Origin of the sequence: Thermotoga sp. 38H-to, from assembly GCF_011057665.1 — a bacterium.
Classification (GTDB): Bacteria; Thermotogota; Thermotogae; order Thermotogales; family Thermotogaceae; genus Thermotoga.
Window position 1 is genome coordinate 170,939 of record NZ_LNFZ01000001.1, and the last position, 14,685, is coordinate 185,623.

At 47.2% G+C, this 14,685-nt stretch carries 16 protein-coding genes; 9 read left to right on the forward strand and 7 right to left on the reverse strand.

The features are described from left to right. Positions 1–70: 70 nt before the first annotated feature. The 3 genes from aspC to AS158_RS00835 are packed head-to-tail and all read left to right on the forward strand — an operon-like array spanning position 71 to position 4,748. Positions 71–1,204, forward strand: a complete 1,134-nt coding sequence (gene aspC, locus AS158_RS00825; protein ID WP_165304342.1) for an aspartate aminotransferase — start codon at positions 71–73, stop codon at positions 1,202–1,204. Next, entirely contained in the window at positions 1,179–2,912 is a 1,734-nt protein-coding gene (locus AS158_RS00830) for an ABC transporter ATP-binding protein (protein WP_165304343.1), read from the forward strand. The genes aspC and AS158_RS00830 overlap by 26 nt, the downstream gene beginning before the upstream one ends. 6 nt (positions 2,913–2,918) lie before the next feature. Next, positions 2,919–4,748, forward strand: a complete 1,830-nt coding sequence (locus AS158_RS00835) for an ATP-binding protein (RefSeq protein ID WP_165304344.1) — start codon at positions 2,919–2,921, stop codon at positions 4,746–4,748. On the opposite strand, the gene AS158_RS00840 is transcribed toward AS158_RS00835, so the two are convergent. The 7 genes from AS158_RS00840 to AS158_RS00870 are packed head-to-tail and all read right to left on the reverse strand — an operon-like array spanning position 4,741 to position 10,316. Beyond that, on the reverse strand, positions 4,741–5,700 hold the full coding sequence (locus tag AS158_RS00840; RefSeq protein ID WP_165304345.1) for a HAMP domain-containing sensor histidine kinase: 960 nt from the start codon (positions 5,698–5,700) through the stop codon (positions 4,741–4,743). The genes AS158_RS00835 and AS158_RS00840 overlap by 8 nt on opposite strands. Continuing rightward, entirely contained in the window at positions 5,681–6,361 is a 681-nt protein-coding gene (locus tag AS158_RS00845; RefSeq protein ID WP_038053193.1) for a response regulator transcription factor, read from the reverse strand. The genes AS158_RS00840 and AS158_RS00845 overlap by 20 nt, the downstream gene beginning before the upstream one ends. Next, entirely contained in the window at positions 6,336–7,034 is a 699-nt protein-coding gene (gene phoU / locus AS158_RS00850) for a phosphate signaling complex protein PhoU (protein WP_038053176.1), read from the reverse strand. Before phoU ends, AS158_RS00845 begins: the two co-directional genes overlap by 26 nt. A 14-nt stretch (positions 7,035–7,048) precedes the next feature. Next, positions 7,049–7,804 (reverse strand): phosphate ABC transporter ATP-binding protein PstB, encoded by a 756-nt coding sequence (gene pstB / locus AS158_RS00855; RefSeq protein WP_038053172.1) that lies wholly within the window; start codon positions 7,802–7,804, stop codon positions 7,049–7,051. Continuing rightward, the gene (gene pstA, locus AS158_RS00860; protein WP_165304346.1) at positions 7,788–8,618 is read right to left on the reverse strand and encodes a phosphate ABC transporter permease PstA; all 831 of its coding nucleotides are present in this window, start codon (positions 8,616–8,618) and stop codon (positions 7,788–7,790) included. The genes pstB and pstA overlap by 17 nt, the downstream gene beginning before the upstream one ends. Continuing rightward, a complete protein-coding gene (locus tag AS158_RS00865; RefSeq protein ID WP_165304528.1) occupies positions 8,615–9,439 on the reverse strand; it encodes a PstC family ABC transporter permease in 825 nt (274 codons plus the stop codon). Before AS158_RS00865 ends, pstA begins: the two co-directional genes overlap by 4 nt. A gap of 52 nt (positions 9,440–9,491) precedes the next feature. Continuing rightward, positions 9,492–10,316: a phosphate ABC transporter substrate-binding protein PstS gene (locus AS158_RS00870; protein ID WP_038053167.1), complete on the reverse strand. Its 825-nt coding sequence runs from the start codon at positions 10,314–10,316 to the stop codon at positions 9,492–9,494. 115 nt (positions 10,317–10,431) lie between these two features. On the opposite strand from AS158_RS00870, the gene AS158_RS09290 reads away from it, so the two are divergent. The 6 genes from AS158_RS09290 (at position 10,432) to hydE (ending at position 14,645) form a co-directional block, all read left to right on the forward strand. Beyond that, positions 10,432–10,896: an AAA family ATPase gene (locus AS158_RS09290; protein ID WP_241241223.1), complete on the forward strand. Its 465-nt coding sequence runs from the start codon at positions 10,432–10,434 to the stop codon at positions 10,894–10,896. Continuing rightward, positions 10,853–11,473: a hypothetical protein gene (locus AS158_RS09295; protein ID WP_241241224.1), complete on the forward strand. Its 621-nt coding sequence runs from the start codon at positions 10,853–10,855 to the stop codon at positions 11,471–11,473. Before AS158_RS09290 ends, AS158_RS09295 begins: the two co-directional genes overlap by 44 nt. A gap of 216 nt (positions 11,474–11,689) precedes the next feature. Beyond that, positions 11,690–11,938 (forward strand): TM1266 family iron-only hydrogenase system putative regulator, encoded by a 249-nt coding sequence (locus AS158_RS00880; RefSeq protein WP_165304347.1) that lies wholly within the window; start codon positions 11,690–11,692, stop codon positions 11,936–11,938. A 5-nt stretch (positions 11,939–11,943) separates the two neighbouring features. Beyond that, entirely contained in the window at positions 11,944–13,359 is a 1,416-nt protein-coding gene (gene hydG / locus AS158_RS00885; RefSeq protein ID WP_165304348.1) for a [FeFe] hydrogenase H-cluster radical SAM maturase HydG, read from the forward strand. Beyond that, complete coding sequence (locus AS158_RS00890) at positions 13,346–13,591, forward strand: hypothetical protein (protein WP_012311185.1); 246 nt, start codon at positions 13,346–13,348, stop codon at positions 13,589–13,591. The genes hydG and AS158_RS00890 overlap by 14 nt, the downstream gene beginning before the upstream one ends. Positions 13,592–13,598: 7 nt before the next feature. Beyond that, on the forward strand, positions 13,599–14,645 hold the full coding sequence (hydE, locus tag AS158_RS00895; RefSeq protein WP_165304349.1) for a [FeFe] hydrogenase H-cluster radical SAM maturase HydE: 1,047 nt from the start codon (positions 13,599–13,601) through the stop codon (positions 14,643–14,645). Positions 14,646–14,685: the final 40 nt, after the last annotated feature.

Below are 14,685 nucleotides of genomic sequence, written 5' to 3' on the forward strand. Positions count from 1 at the left end.
AAGTTTAACCTGTCTAAATCGGATCTTTGTGGTAGTATTAAATATGAAACCACAACCAGGGGGGTTTTAGATGGTATCCAGGAGAATATCAGAGATCCCAATATCGAAGACCATGGAACTCGACGCGAGGGCCAAGGCTCTTATAAAGAAAGGAGAAGACGTGATCAATCTAACGGCCGGTGAGCCGGATTTTCCCACACCGAAACCCATCGTGGAAGAAGCGGTGAGATTTCTCCAGAAAGGAGAAGTGAAATACACAGACCCTCGTGGTATCTACGAACTCAGAGAGGGTATAGCGAAAAAGATAGGTGAGAGATACAAAAAGAACATCTCACCAGATCAGGTTGTGGTGACGAACGGGGCAAAACAGGCTCTGTTCAATGCCTTCATGGCTCTTCTCGATCCCGGCGACGAAGTGATCGTGTTTTCTCCCGTCTGGGTCAGCTACATTCCCCAGATCATCCTCGCTGGTGGCACAGTGAATGTGGTTGAGACATTCATGAGTAAAAATTTCCAGCCCAGTCTGGAAGAGATAGAAGGACTTCTCGTTGGGAAAACGAAAGCCGTTCTTATCAACTCGCCGAACAATCCCACCGGTGTGGTGTACAGAAGAGAGTTCCTTGAAAGACTTGTGAAGCTTGCTATGAAAAGGAATTTTTACATAATCAGCGATGAAGTTTACGATTCACTTGTTTACACGGACGAATTCACATCGATACTCGACGTTTCCGAAGGATTCGACCGGATAGTTTACATAAACGGCTTCTCGAAGTCCCACTCCATGACCGGTTGGAGGGTGGGGTACCTGATATCGAACGAAGAAGTGGCGACCGCTGTTTCAAAAATCCAGTCCCACACAACTTCCTGTATCAACACGGTAGCACAGTACGCCGCTTTGAGGGCTTTAGAAGTGGACAACTCTTACATGGCTCAGACCTTTAAGGAAAGAAGAGATTTCGTAGTGGAAAGATTGAAAAAGATGGGTGTTAAGTTCGTGGAACCAGAGGGAGCATTCTATCTCTTCTTCAAAGTTCCAGGTGACGACGTGAGATTCTGTGAAAGACTTTTAGAAGAAAAAAAGGTTGCACTCGTTCCAGGATCCGCCTTTCTGAAGCCGGGGTTTGTGAGGCTTTCTTTTGCCATATCTACAGAAAGACTTACGGAGGCGCTGGATAGAATTGAAGACTTCCTCAATTCTTGTTGATTTCCTGAAGAGAAACTGGCACAGATACCTTTTCGGCGTTCTTTCGCTCATCGCGGTGGACCTCCTTCAGGTTTACATTCCACGTGTCATCGGAAAGATCGTTGACATGCTGAACACAGAGACGATGAACTTCGATACACTCAAAATAATGTTGCTTTGGGTAATGGCCGCCGCGAGTGGGATGTTCACTGGAAGGTTCTTCTGGAGGTTCTTCCTTGGTGGTACTGCAAGGAAGTTTTTCCTCGAGGCATCGAACAAGATGTTCTCAAAGCTGCTCAGTCTCACTCCTGGATTCTTCGATCGAATGAAAAGCGGTGAACTCATGGCAAGGTTCACCAACGACCTTAGCCTTCTGAGAAGAGTGCTCGGCCAGGGTGCAATACTCTTCTTTGATTCTTTCATCATGATCGTGCTGGTCTTTTTCTTCATGATAGGTAACGTGGGATGGAAGCTCTCCTGGATCAGCTTTGCGCCGCTTTTGCTTCTCGTCCCTGTTTCGATGAGCTTTGGACGACTCATACACAGAAAGGTATCGGAAGTTCAGAAATCTTTCTCGGAACTTTCCGGGTTCACCGAAGAAACGATTTCGAGTGTGCGCATTGTGAAGAGCTTCTCGGTAGAAGACGTTTCGTTCAAGATATTTGAAAACAGGGCACTTAAAAACTTTGAAGACACACTCAGTGCAATCAAAGTCTCCAGCATCTTCAGGCCCCTCATCAACCTTATCGCTTCGACCGCTTTTTTCCTCACCCTTCTTTACGGTGGAAGAGCCGTTATAAACGGGAAGATCTCTCTCGGCGATTTCATAGCCTTCAATTCCTATTTGGGAATGCTCGTCTGGCCGATGATGGCTTACGGTTTCATGGTGGATCTGTTCCAGAGGGGAAGAGCGGCTATGAGACGTCTGGACACGATCTTCACCGCCCAGCCCGAGGTTAAAGAACCCGAGAAACCAATCAGGATAGATCACTTTGAAAGTTTTGAAGTGAGAAACCTGACTTACAGATACCCCGGAACAGAACGGGAAGTTCTGAAGAACATCACCATAAAAATAAACAGGGGAGAAATGATAGGCATCGCCGGCAGCGTTGGGAGCGGGAAATCCACGATAGCAAAGCTCCTCATGAAGCTCTATCCGGTGGAAATGGGAAAGATATTCATAAATGGTGTGGACATTAACAATGTTTCTTCGGAGAACATCAGATCCATCGTCACTCTGGTTCCACAGGAAACGTTTCTGTTTTCAGACACGGTGAGAAACAACATAACAGTCGGTCTGGAAAACGTCGATAAGAAGAGGCTCGAAGAAGTGACAAAGCTCGCGGCCGTTTACGACGATATCATGAGCTTTCCAGAGAAATTTGACACGATTGTTGGTGAAAAAGGTGTGACACTTTCGGGCGGTCAGAAACAGAGAATCACCATAACTCGCGCTCTCATAAGAGATTTCGAGGTTTACATATTCGATGACTGTCTTTCAGCTGTTGACCCTGAAACTGAGGAAAGGATCATAGATTCGATCAGGAAAGGAATGAAAGGAAAAACAATCGTCGTTATCACGCATCGACTGAAGGTGCTGAAAAACGCCGACAGGATATACGTCCTGCACGAGGGAAGAGTGATAGAAGAGGGCACTCACGAGGAATTGATGATCAAAGGTGGTATGTACAGTAGAATGTACAGAAAACAGCTCATCGAGGAGGGATAGAGCGAAATGAAAGGAAGAAAGATAGGAGTTGTCACCGGCATATTCCAGTCCAGTCCGTACGAATTTTTCGTTCGAATGACCACCGAAAAGGCAGGAGAAGCGTACAAGGTATTCGCCCAGATAGAAGATGTTGTGAAGGTTGAGTACCTCACGGGGTATGGCACCGTCGTCACGTACGGAATGATCGTTGATATACAGAACAAATGGGATGGAGATCTGAGAAACGGCTACGAAGAAGAAGTTGCGCTCGAGAAGTTGAAACCTGCCTATCCGATATACATCGCGAAGGTGAAGGTGACAAGATCGTTTCTGAAAGAAGGAGACGAACTTCTCGAAGACGCTCCGGAGATTCCTCCAAACATAGGCTCCCCCGTCTTTCTCATCGGAGATGAGGAGATAGACATCGCTCTTGGATTCGATGAGTTGAAGAGAAAGAACGTTGCTCTGCCAGTTGGCTTGCTGAAGAACGGAAGGCCGGCTTATCTCGATTTGAGATACATTCTGGGAGACAACGGAGCCCACATAAACGTCTCCGGACAGTCAGGTGTTGCGGCGAAAACGTCTTACACCACGTTCCTCGTCAAGTCGATGATAGAAACGTCCAGTAAAAACGATGGAGAGCTGATGAGAGAGTTGAGAGAGGCGAGATACATCATCTTCAACGTGAAGGGAGAAAGTTTGCTGTTTCTCGATCGTTTTTCGAAGGAGTGGTATTCAGAAAGAGAGAAATGGGATGAAATGTACAGGGTTCTCGGCATTGAACCGAAACCTTTTGAAAATGTCGCATTCTACGCTCCCAGCAGGGAGAAGGGAGCTTACATACCGGATGTCAACAAGAGGTTGGGCGGTGTGAACATTTACGGCTGGGACGTGTTCGACATCGTCGAAATGAACCTTCTGGAACTCATGTTCGATCCAGACGAAATGACGAGAAACCAAAACTTTCAGCTCGCGGTCTGGTCCCTTCAGGAGCACCTTTCCCAGAAAATGGAAGAGATGTACCAGGAATTTCTGAAAAAGGGATACATCGTTGACAGAAAAAAACTGCCGTCAGAGGCACTGCGCGAAGTAGTGATGAAAAAAGGTGAGGTCGTGGATCTTCCGCTCGATCTCGATAGTTTGATAAAAGATCTTGGAGAAGGCGGAAGGACAAGAGAGTATCTTCTGGGGGAACACGTTCAGAAGCAGACAATCGGGATGCTGATCAGGAGATTGAAAGCCGCTCAAAAGATGGATTTCGACAGGCTCTGGGTGAAACCACCTCTGAAAGTGGAACCGCGGCAAACCAATTATCGAATCGACTGGAACGTGCCGGGAAGGGTCACAGTCATCGACATTTCAAAGCTGAGAGAACGTGCACAGTCGTTTGTTGTAGGTGCAATTCTTTCCGAGGTAATGAGAGAAAAAGAAAGGAACAGTGGTTTCACTCAGCCCGTTTTCATCTTTCTGGACGAACTGAACAAGTACGCACCAAGACACGGCGGAGGAGCCCTCGCGAATATCTTCAGAGATGTGGCGGAAAGAGGAAGATCTTTCAGAGTAATCCTTATTGGAGCCGAACAGACCGCTTCCGAAGTGGACTACAGGGTGATCACGCAGGCTGCCACGGTGGTTGTGGGCAGACAGAAAGGAGCCGAACTCATAAAGCCCGAGTACTCGCACCTCACAGAGCACTACAAGAGAAAAGCAGCACTCTTGAGACAGGGAGAAGTGATCATAGATCAGCCGTTCTTGAACCTTCCTCTCACGGTGAAATTCCCGCTTCCAGCCTGGTGTACGAGAGAGGTCGGATGGTACCCGGAGGAAAAAACAGGGGAAGAAGAGAAGTTCATCTGAAGTGAACTATGAATTCCGATCCAACGAGCCACTGGGAGTTCACTTCCAGTCTGTAACCCATCGTATCGCACAGGTGCTTCACTATGGAAAGTCCCAGGCCAGAACCAGGTGCCATTTTGAGTGCTTCTGAACCTCTGTAGAAGCGTTCGAATATCCTGCTCTTTTCCTCTTCTTTGATACCGATTCCCTGATCTTTCACACTAAGTCTTTCACCAGTGATAGAAATCTCCACCATAGACTCGGGATAAGAGTACTTCACGGCGTTTGAAACAAGATTCCTCAAAATTGTGTAGAACACGAACCTGTCCGCTTCGATTGTTTCAACATCCACGGAAACGTTCACCTCGATCTTCTTTGAGTCGATCTTTTCTCGAAGCTCTTCCAATACTCTGTGAACGATTTCTTCGACAGGAATGTACTCCATCTTGAGTTCGTAAAGACCCAGCTGTATCATGGTGATCACCTTGAGCTGTCTGATGATCGTTTCCATCCTGTCCAAGGAGCGCTCAACTTTCTTGAGTATTTCGAGTTTTTCTGGATCGTCTTCTAAATCCTTCAGAAGAAAAACGTTCGCCTTCGACGCGGAAAGAGGTGTGAACAGCTCGTGTGAGATGGCCGTTACAAAATCGAGTTTAGCCTCGCTGAGGGTTCTCTCCTCGGTGAGATCGCTCACGAAGAGAAGATTCTTCTTCGGTAGAAAGTGGAAAGAAACGAATCTTTTCGAGTGGGGTTCAAAAAAATAGGCGTTCGTTTCGAGGGAGAAATTCTTTTTTTCTTGAACCTCTTTGATGAATCTGTCCATCTCTCTGCACGTGAAGATCGACATCAGATTCTTTCCTCTTTTGAAGCCGAGTCTCTCAGCAGGTTTGTTCGCACCTTCCACTTCCAGCCCTTTCAGTATCACAACTGCCTCTCTGATATGATCGAGATCTTCAAGTTCTATCACCCTCATCACCTCGTGTTGAAAACTTGTACCCCAATCCCCTCACCGTTTTTATCCATCCCTTTCCTATCTTCGACCGAATGGCGCTGATGTGGACGTCCACCACCCTGTCAGAGACGTAATCGTCTCCCCACACCCTGTTCAGGATCTCCTCTCTTGAAAAGACCTTGTTCGGAGTTGCGGCGAGGAGTTTTAAAAGCTCGAACTCTTTAGCTGTCATTTCAACGTTTTTCCCATCGTATCTGACTATGTAATCCTCTGGAAAGATCTCGAGTTTTCCAAATCTCAGTGCCTTTTGTTCTTTACCCATCCTTCTCAGAACTGCTCTCACACGTGCGAGAACTTCCCTTGGATTGAACGGTTTTGTCATGTAGTCGTCCGCACCGAGCTCTATTCCAAAGATACGGTCCATGTCCCTGTCCCTTGCCGAGATGATGATGATAGCCATTTCTGGGTGAGAAACTTTCATCTCAGGAATTTCGTCCATCGCCATACCGTCGGGAAACATGAGATCGAGGAGGAGCACGTTGTACGTTTCCTCAGAGAGCTTTTTCTTGAGATCGAAAAGGGATTTCGCTTCGTCGCACTCGTATCCTTCGGTTTCCAGGTATCTCTTCAACACGCTCCTTATATCTTCGTCGTCTTCAGCTATCAGCACCTTCACTCCCACTCTCAACACCCCTCAGGAATTCCTTCATGTTTTTCCCCGTTTCTATGTATATGACTTCCTCACAGAGGTTGTTGGCGTGGTCTCCCATTCTTTCAAGATCTCTTGCGATGAGTATGTAAACCAGCGCCAGCTCGGCCGAGATGTTTCCTTCCTTTATCCTTTCCACCACGATTTTTCTGATCTTCTTTTCCATCTCGTCTATCACGTCGTCGAATTTCCAGAGCCTGAAGGCCAGATCCACATCCTCTTCAACGAAGGCTTTGAAAGCATCCTGAACCACCTTCAGGGTGCTTCCGAACATATCCTTGAGTTCCTTAAGCATCTCGAATTTGACCTTCTCCTTGGAGAGAAAGAGACACTTCTCAGCCATGTTGCAGGAGAGATCTCCTATCCTCTCCAGATCGTTTGAAAATTTCAAGATGGTGATGATGTACCTGAGCTGTTTCAGGATGGGATTGTACCTCGCTATGATCTGGTATGCCTTTTCTTCTATCTCCCTGTTAAGTTCGTCTATCATATCGTCCGACTCGAGGACCTTCCTGGCGAGTATCTCGTTCATCGTCTCGAGGCTCTCTATCGCGTCGTTCAAAGATTCAGAGACCAGAAAGAGCATCTTCGAGACATCGGACTTGAGAAGTGTGAGTTCCCTTTCGAAATGAACGTGATCGACCATACTTTCCGCCTCCATCATCCGATTTTTCCTGTCAGGTACTCCTCGGTGAGTCTGTTCTTCGGCCTTTCCACGATCTCTCTTGTCGGTCCGTATTCGATGAGCTCTCCTCTGTACATGAACGCTATGTAATCCGCTATTCTTATCGCCTGACCGATGTTGTGTGTGACGATCACGATGGTGTAATTCTCGGAGAGTTCTTCCAGAAGTTTTTCTATCCTCTGAGTCGCTATGGGATCGAGTGCTGATGTTGGCTCATCGAGAAGAATCACCTCGGGTTCAACGGCGAGGGCCCTCGCTATACAGAGCCTCTGCTGCTGACCGCCCGAGAGTCTCGTACCAGACTTGTTCAGTTCTGACTTCACCTCATCCCATAGGGCTGCCTTCTTCAATGATTCTTCGACTATCCGGTCGAGAATGTGCTTGCTCTTCACTCCATGTAGCCTGGGGCCGAACGCGACGTTGTCGTAGATCGACATGGGAAAAGGTGTCGGTTTCTGGAAAACCATACCGACTCTCTTTCTGTACTCCGTCACGTCGAGCTGGGGATCGTAGATATCTTGTCCCTTAAAGTATATCTTCCCTTCGACCCTGAACCCAGGTAGATGATCGTTCATTCTGTTGATACTCCTCAGGAGAGTTGTTTTACCGCATCCGGAGGGACCTATTATGGCGGTTATCTGGTTTTTGAAGATCTTCATCGTCACGTTCTTTACGGCTATCTTCTCACCGTAGTAAGCGCTGAAGTTTTCGATCTCAATGATGGGCTCCATTCTTTCTCCTCCTCAAAAAGAAAGCTGTTCCGTATATCAAGGCGACTACTATCATCAGAAAAGCGGCCGTTCCCTTTGCCATCCACTGGGCCGATTCACCGTAGGCCGCCGTGATGTAGTATATGTGCGTTGGCAAGGTCATAACAGGAGAGAAAAGACTCTTCGGAAGCTGTGTTGAATAGAACACGGCTCCCGTGAGCAGAACAGGAGCAGTCTCTCCTAGGGCTCTTCCACCACCGACGAGAACCGCCGTTATGATCCCTTTCCTCGCAGCGGGAAGAAGAACTTTGAAGATCACCTCTTCTTTCGTCGCGCCGAGTGCCAGCGCTGCTTCTCTTATCTCAACAGGTATGGCCTTCAGGGTTTCCCTCGTGGAAGAAGCGATAACGGGAAGTGTCATGAGAGAAAGAGTCAACGCAGCAGCGAGCATGGAAGTTCCGAACTGAAGGGCCACGCAGAAAAAGGCGAGTCCGAAGAGTCCATAGACGACCGAAGGAATACCGCTCAGAGCGGTCAGAGAGATATCTATCCACTTCGTGATCACATTGTTTCCGTACTCAGAGAGAAACGCCCCAGTGAAGATCCCAAGAGGAATCGATACGAGAAACGTGAGCACCATGAGGCAAAGACTGCCGAAGACGGCGGGAAAAATTCCTCCCTCCGTCATACCGTTCTTCGGGTAATCCAGGAAGAAAGAAGGTGAAAAGTACTTCACTCCTCCCGCGAGAACCAGTACGAACATGACCACAACAACTGTGAAGGCAACGTAACTCACAGCTCTGAAAACGTACGAAGCGATCAAGTCTTTTTTCATTTTGTCTGCCTCCCCGATATGTACCTGGAGAGTCCTGCGAGAACAAGGGAGATCACAAGAAGTATAACTCCAGCCGCGAAGAGCACATGATAGTGCATGCTTCCAACGGCCACCTCACCTATCTCGCTCGCAATCGCAGCTGTCAGAGGTTTCACCGGATCGAAGAAAGAACGCGGTATTATGGCAGCTCCTCCACCAGCCATGAGTACGATCATCGTTTCACCGACAACCCTGTTCACGGTTAGAACGAAGGCGTTCAGTATACCGGGAAGCGCTGCTCTGGTGGTGACCTTGAAAACCGTGGTGAATCGAGTCGCTCCGAGTGCCAGGGCACTCTCTTCGAGGGCCACATCGACAGAGTCGAGTGCTTCAAGGGAAAGAGAAACGGTGTAAGGAAGGGCTGTGAGAATGAGACCGATGGATGCGAGCAGAAAGTTTTCGGTGGACCATACATCGAAATTGAGCAGAATGGGAGCGATGTACAGAAGAACGAAGAGTCCTATGATCACAGAAGGTGTCCCGGCGAGGAATTCCACTGTGGTTCTTATGAAGTTTTTCTCGAAGTCTTTAGCGTAAGTGTGGAGGAAAAAGGCTATCAGGTAACCGAGGGGAAGCAACACGGCAGAAGAAAAAGCCGTGAGGAGCAAAGTTCCGGCTATCATAGCAAGCATACCGTACTCCGGTGGATCCGCTGTTGGGTACCAGTAAACACTCGTGAAAAGCTCGCCCCCGACTTTCACGAGGGCGGGCCACGCCTCCTTTACGAGAAAGAACACGAGAAGAAAAAGTGCGAAAATACCGACAACAGAGAAGATGAATATTACAGATTTTCTGAAGAAATTCGCTACCTCTCTGTTCAGAATGAATCCCTCCTCACTGACCGTAAGCAGCAATGTAACCGGCTTTTTCTACCAATTCCTGTCCTTTCTTCGAGAATGCGAACATGATGTACTCAAAGACAAGGCTTCCCATTTCAGGAAAGCCGTTTGTCGCATCAACGAACATAAAAAGAGGTCTTGCTATCGGGTACTTTCCCGTCAGGATGTTTTCCTTCGTCGGGTAAATGCCATTTACCTTCAGAACCTTCACGTCGTCAGTAACGTATCCCACACCGACGTAGGCGATGGCGTATGGATTTTTGGAAACGCTCTCTATCTCGAGCTGGGTGCTTTCAACCATTCTCACGTAAGGAACCATTCTCGCTCCACTGAGGACTTTGTTTTCAAACGTTTCGTAGGTTCCAGATGCGGTGTTTCTCGAGTAAACAACAATTCTCGCTTTGGGAAGATTCGGATTAACCTGTGACCAGTACTGGATCTCTCCTGTGTAGATCTTCTTCAACGTTTCGATGGAGATGTCATCAATGCCGAGGTTTTTGTTCACGATGATCGCTATTCCGTCGAAACCGATGAGGAAAGGAATGAAGTATTTTCCTTCTTTGTTCATTCGTTCGATCTCTTCAGGTTTGAGCCATCTGCTGGAGTTGGCGATGTCGGTCGTTCCGTTGAAGAGCGCTGCGATTCCCGTGGAAGATCCCGCACCTTCAAGAGTCACCTGAAGATCCGGGTGAAGCTTTTTGAACTCTTCAATCCAGAGCTGGGTGATGGGAAAGACCGTGTTGGAACCCTTGATGACGAGCGTTTCTGCTACAAGAAAAACCGAAGCTAACGAAAGAAGAAGCACTACGAACCTTTTCATAGAACACACCTCCACATCAGGATTCTACCACTTTTTAGTTTCCAGATTTTCTTTGTGTGATTTCACACGGTTTGTTAAGAAATGTTAAGCTGGCTCTTCGTTCTGAAAGAACAGAATGATCAGTTTTCTTCCAAAAAAGATGCGTCTCTTTTTTCAGGATCTGGAAAAGAAATTCACGAACAAGGCGATTCTTCTCTACAGACCACGGGGTGTGGGTAAAACCACTTTCCTTCTGTCGATGGCAAGAAAACACGGTTTTCTTTACGTTTCAGGAGATGAAATTCTCCTTTTGGACGTTCCACTGCACGATCTTCTTCATGAGATAATGAAAAATTATCCGGGCATCATCATCGACGAGGTTCACTTTCTGAAAAACTGGAGTACTATCCTTAAGGTTCTTTACGACAGCTTTCCAGACAGGGTTATATGGACGAGCGACAGCAGTTCGGTTCTCCTGAGAAAGAGACTATCAGATCTTTCGAGAAGATTTGTTTTAATCAGAATGCCGTTGATGTCCTTTAGAGAATTCATCCACTTTGAAACTAAAAAAAACTCTGAGGAAGTTGAGTTCTCCCTTTGAGGCCTCTATCGATTACGCTGCTGAGGCTTTAAAAGAAGCGAACCTGCTGAGTCTCTTCTTCAGAAAATATCGAGGGACTGGAACAAGACCGTTCTATGTGGAAGGTAATTTTAGAGAGAAATTAATGAACGTTCTGCAAAAGACTGTCTACTACGATGTACCACACTTTCTCGGTACAGTGACAGAAAATCACCTTGGAGTTATGAAGGCAATTGTCGGCCACCTCTTACATTCGAAGATACCAACGATAAACGTTGAATCCATGTGCAGAGAATGGGGTGTTGGAAAACAAAAGTTTTACCAGTTACTACAGACAATGGAAGAAATAGAGCTTGTTAACATCATGCGAAAAGAAAGAGTAGAAAAACCCTTTTCAAAAGGGGCAAAGATTTTCTTATCTGATCCCGCCATGCACTACGCTTTCGAGGGAGAAATCGGAAACTTCAGGGAGGCTTTTGTTGTCTTCGCATTGAAAGAGGTCGGGAAAATATACGCTGCTAAAAACGAAGAAGAGAGACTACGTTTTCGAGGAAATGAAGATAGAAGGTGGAAAGGGCAAGAAAAAGAAATCGAGTGATTTCGTGATAAGGGACGATGTAGATCTTCCTGTAGAAAACGTGATCCCAATGTGGATGCTAGGGATGTTGTGGTGACTTCTGAAAGGTGGTATAATATAAACAGAAAGTGATAAAAATCACAAAGCTCCTGAGGTGGAGGGAAAAATCCTGACACCGGGGGAGGGGAAGGATAGAAATATACCCCTCTCCCGGTACATGGAGAGGGGGTTTTTGTTTTGGAAAAGAGATTCTACATCCTCACCATCGTGGTGGAAGACCGGGAAAGGGCATACCGACAGGTGAACGAACTCCTCCACGACTTCTCTGAAGAAATTCTGCTCAGAGTCGGCTATCCCGTTAAAGAAGAGAACATGGCGATCATATTTCTCGTTTTGAAAACCAACAACGACACGATAGGTGCCCTCTCCGGAAAGCTCGGTCAGATTTCCGGTGTTCGCGTGAAAACAGTTCCTTTGAAGAGGTGATGCGTATGTACGTGTTCGTGAAAGAGCGTGTAGAAAGCAGATCTTTCATTCCGGAGGAAAAGATATTTGAACTTCTGGAAAAGACGAAAAATCCAGATCCTAAAAGGGTGAGAGAGATCATACAGAAATCGCTGAACAAGAACAGGCTCGATCCGGAAGAGACGGCCACCCTTTTGAACGTGGAAGATCCAGACCTTCTGGAGGAAATCTTCGAAGCTGCTCGCACTCTGAAGGAGAGAATCTACGGAAACAGAATCGTTCTCTTCGCACCGCTCTACATAGGAAACGATTGTATCAACGACTGTGTTTACTGTGGTTTCAGAGTTTCCAACAGGGTGGTGGAAAGAAAAACGCTCACGGAAGAACAACTGAAAGAAGAAGTCAGGGCACTCGTCTCCCAGGGACACAAAAGGCTCATCGTTGTCTACGGGGAGCACCCCAAGTACTCACCGGAGTTCATTGCAAGAACGATCGACATCGTTTACAACACAAAATACGGAAACGGCGAGATCAGACGTGTGAATGTCAACGCTGCTCCTCAAACGATTGAAGGCTACAAGATCATAAAGTCTGTGGGAATCGGGACCTTCCAGATCTTTCAGGAAACGTATCACAGAGAAACCTATCTGAAGCTTCATCCGAGAGGACCTAAATCGAACTACAATTGGAGACTTTACGGCCTTGACAGAGCGATGATGGCAGGAATCGACGACGTTGGAATAGGCGCCCTCTTTGGCCTTTACGACTGGAAATTCGAGGTGATGGGACTTCTCTACCACACGATCCACCTCGAGGAGAGGTTCGGAGTGGGACCACACACCATTTCTTTCCCGAGGATAAAACCTGCTATAAACACCCCCTACTCACAGAAACCAGAGCACGCTGTGAGTGATGAGGATTTCAAAAAACTCGTTGCCATAATAAGGCTTTCCGTTCCGTACACAGGAATGATCCTCACGGCAAGAGAACCTGCAAAACTCAGGGACGAAGTGATAAAGCTCGGTGTCTCGCAGATAGATGCCGGCTCCAGAATAGGGATCGGAGCGTACTCACACAGAGAAGACGACGAAGACAGAAAGAGACAGTTCACCCTCGAAGATCCAAGGCCACTCGATCAGGTGATGAGAAGTCTTCTGAAAGAAGGTTTTGTCCCATCCTTCTGCACCGCATGTTACAGGGCAGGAAGAACGGGAGAACACTTCATGGAGTTTGCAATTCCCGGTTTTGTGAAGAACTTCTGCACACCGAACGCCCTCTTCACGCTCCAGGAGTACCTCTGTGACTACGCAACAGAAGAAACAAGAAGAATAGGAGAAGAGGTCATAGAAAAAGAACTCCAGAAGATGAATCCAAAGATAAGAGAGAGAGTGAAAGAGGGCCTTGAAAGAATAAAGCGCGGTGAGAGGGATGTCAGATTTTAAAAAGATCCTCGAGGAGATTGCAGAGAAATACGACTGCAAGATCTGGATATCCGAGCGAATCGGAAGAAGATGGTCCTTCTACAAAGACCTGAAAGCGGGGAGGGAAAAGTTTCTCCCCGCCCAGATCCTCCTTGAAAACGGAAGATTCGGTGTCTTCGCAGAAGACTTTCCCGAGGACAGAAAGGACGAAGTGATTCCCCTTCTAAAGAAGATTCTGGAAGAACTGGAGTGATGAAACCATGACAGGACAGGAAATTCTGGAAAGACTCGAAAAAAGAGAGTTCACAAGAGAAGTTTTGAAGGAGGCACTCTCCAGAAACGACAAGGAGTTCAACGATGCGCTCTTCAAACTCGCCGACGAGGTGAGAAAGAAATACGTCGGAGACGAGGTTCACATCAGGGCCATCATAGAGTTCTCGAACGTGTGCAGGAAGAACTGTCTTTATTGCGGTCTCAGACGCGGCAACAAGAATTTGAAAAGGTACCGCATGACTCCAGAGGAGATCATCGAGCGGGCAAGACTCGCCGTCCAGTTCGGAGCAAAAACGATCGTTCTTCAATCTGGGGAAGACCCCTATTACGTGCCGGATGTGATCTCGGATATTGTGAAAGAGATAAAAAAGATAGGAGTTGCAGTCACTCTGAGTCTTGGAGAGTGGCCAAAAGAGTACTACAAAAGGTGGAAAGAGGCAGGAGCGGACAGGTACCTCCTGAGGCACGAGACGGCGAATCCCGTTCTTCACAGAAAACTGAGACCGGACACATCGCTCGAAAACAGACTGAATTGTCTTCTCACGCTGAAAGAACTCGGATACGAGACAGGAGCGGGCTCCATGGTGGGTCTTCCTGGACAGACGATAGACGATCTGGTCGATGATCTTCTGTTTTTGAAGAAATACGATTTCGACATGGTGGGAATAGGACCATTCATACCTCATCCAGATACACCACTTGCGAACGAAAAGAAGGGAGACTTCATCCTCACATTGAAGATGGTGGCACTCACAAGAATCCTTCTTCCAGACTCAAACATTCCAGCAACTACCGCCATGGGAACGATCGTTCCAGGAGGAAGAGAAATCACTCTCAGATGTGGTGCAAACGTCATCATGCCCAACTGGACCCCATCACCATACCGGCAACTCTACCAGCTTTACCCCGGAAAGATCTGTGTCTTCGAAAAAGACACCGCCTGCATCCCCTGTGTTATGAAAATGATAGAACACCTTGGAAGAAAACCTGGAAGAGACTGGGGTAATAGAAAAAGGGTCTTTGAAACAGTCTGAACATAAGGTAAAATATGATGTGGTACACAATCTCACTAGG

What these genes read in the sequence shown, in the direction of transcription:
- aspC (WP_165304342.1), top strand. Translation starts at nt 71, where the DNA reads ATGGTATCCAGGAGAATATCAGAGATCCCAATATCGAAGACCATGGAA.
- AS158_RS00835 (WP_165304344.1), top strand. Translation starts at nt 2,919, where the DNA reads ATGAAAGGAAGAAAGATAGGAGTTGTCACCGGCATATTCCAGTCCAGT.
- AS158_RS00840 (WP_165304345.1), bottom strand. Translation starts at nt 5,700, where the DNA reads ATGAGGGTGATAGAACTTGAAGATCTCGATCATATCAGAGAGGCAGTT.
- phoU (WP_038053176.1), bottom strand. Translation starts at nt 7,034, where the DNA reads ATGGTCGATCACGTTCATTTCGAAAGGGAACTCACACTTCTCAAGTCC.
- pstB (WP_038053172.1), bottom strand. Translation starts at nt 7,804, where the DNA reads ATGGAGCCCATCATTGAGATCGAAAACTTCAGCGCTTACTACGGTGAG.
- pstA (WP_165304346.1), bottom strand. Translation starts at nt 8,618, where the DNA reads ATGAAAAAAGACTTGATCGCTTCGTACGTTTTCAGAGCTGTGAGTTAC.
- AS158_RS00870 (WP_038053167.1), bottom strand. Translation starts at nt 10,316, where the DNA reads ATGAAAAGGTTCGTAGTGCTTCTTCTTTCGTTAGCTTCGGTTTTTCTT.
- AS158_RS09290 (WP_241241223.1), top strand. Translation starts at nt 10,432, where the DNA reads ATGATCAGTTTTCTTCCAAAAAAGATGCGTCTCTTTTTTCAGGATCTG.
- hydG (WP_165304348.1), top strand. Translation starts at nt 11,944, where the DNA reads ATGTACGTGTTCGTGAAAGAGCGTGTAGAAAGCAGATCTTTCATTCCG.
- AS158_RS00890 (WP_012311185.1), top strand. Translation starts at nt 13,346, where the DNA reads ATGTCAGATTTTAAAAAGATCCTCGAGGAGATTGCAGAGAAATACGAC.
- hydE (WP_165304349.1), top strand. Translation starts at nt 13,599, where the DNA reads ATGACAGGACAGGAAATTCTGGAAAGACTCGAAAAAAGAGAGTTCACA.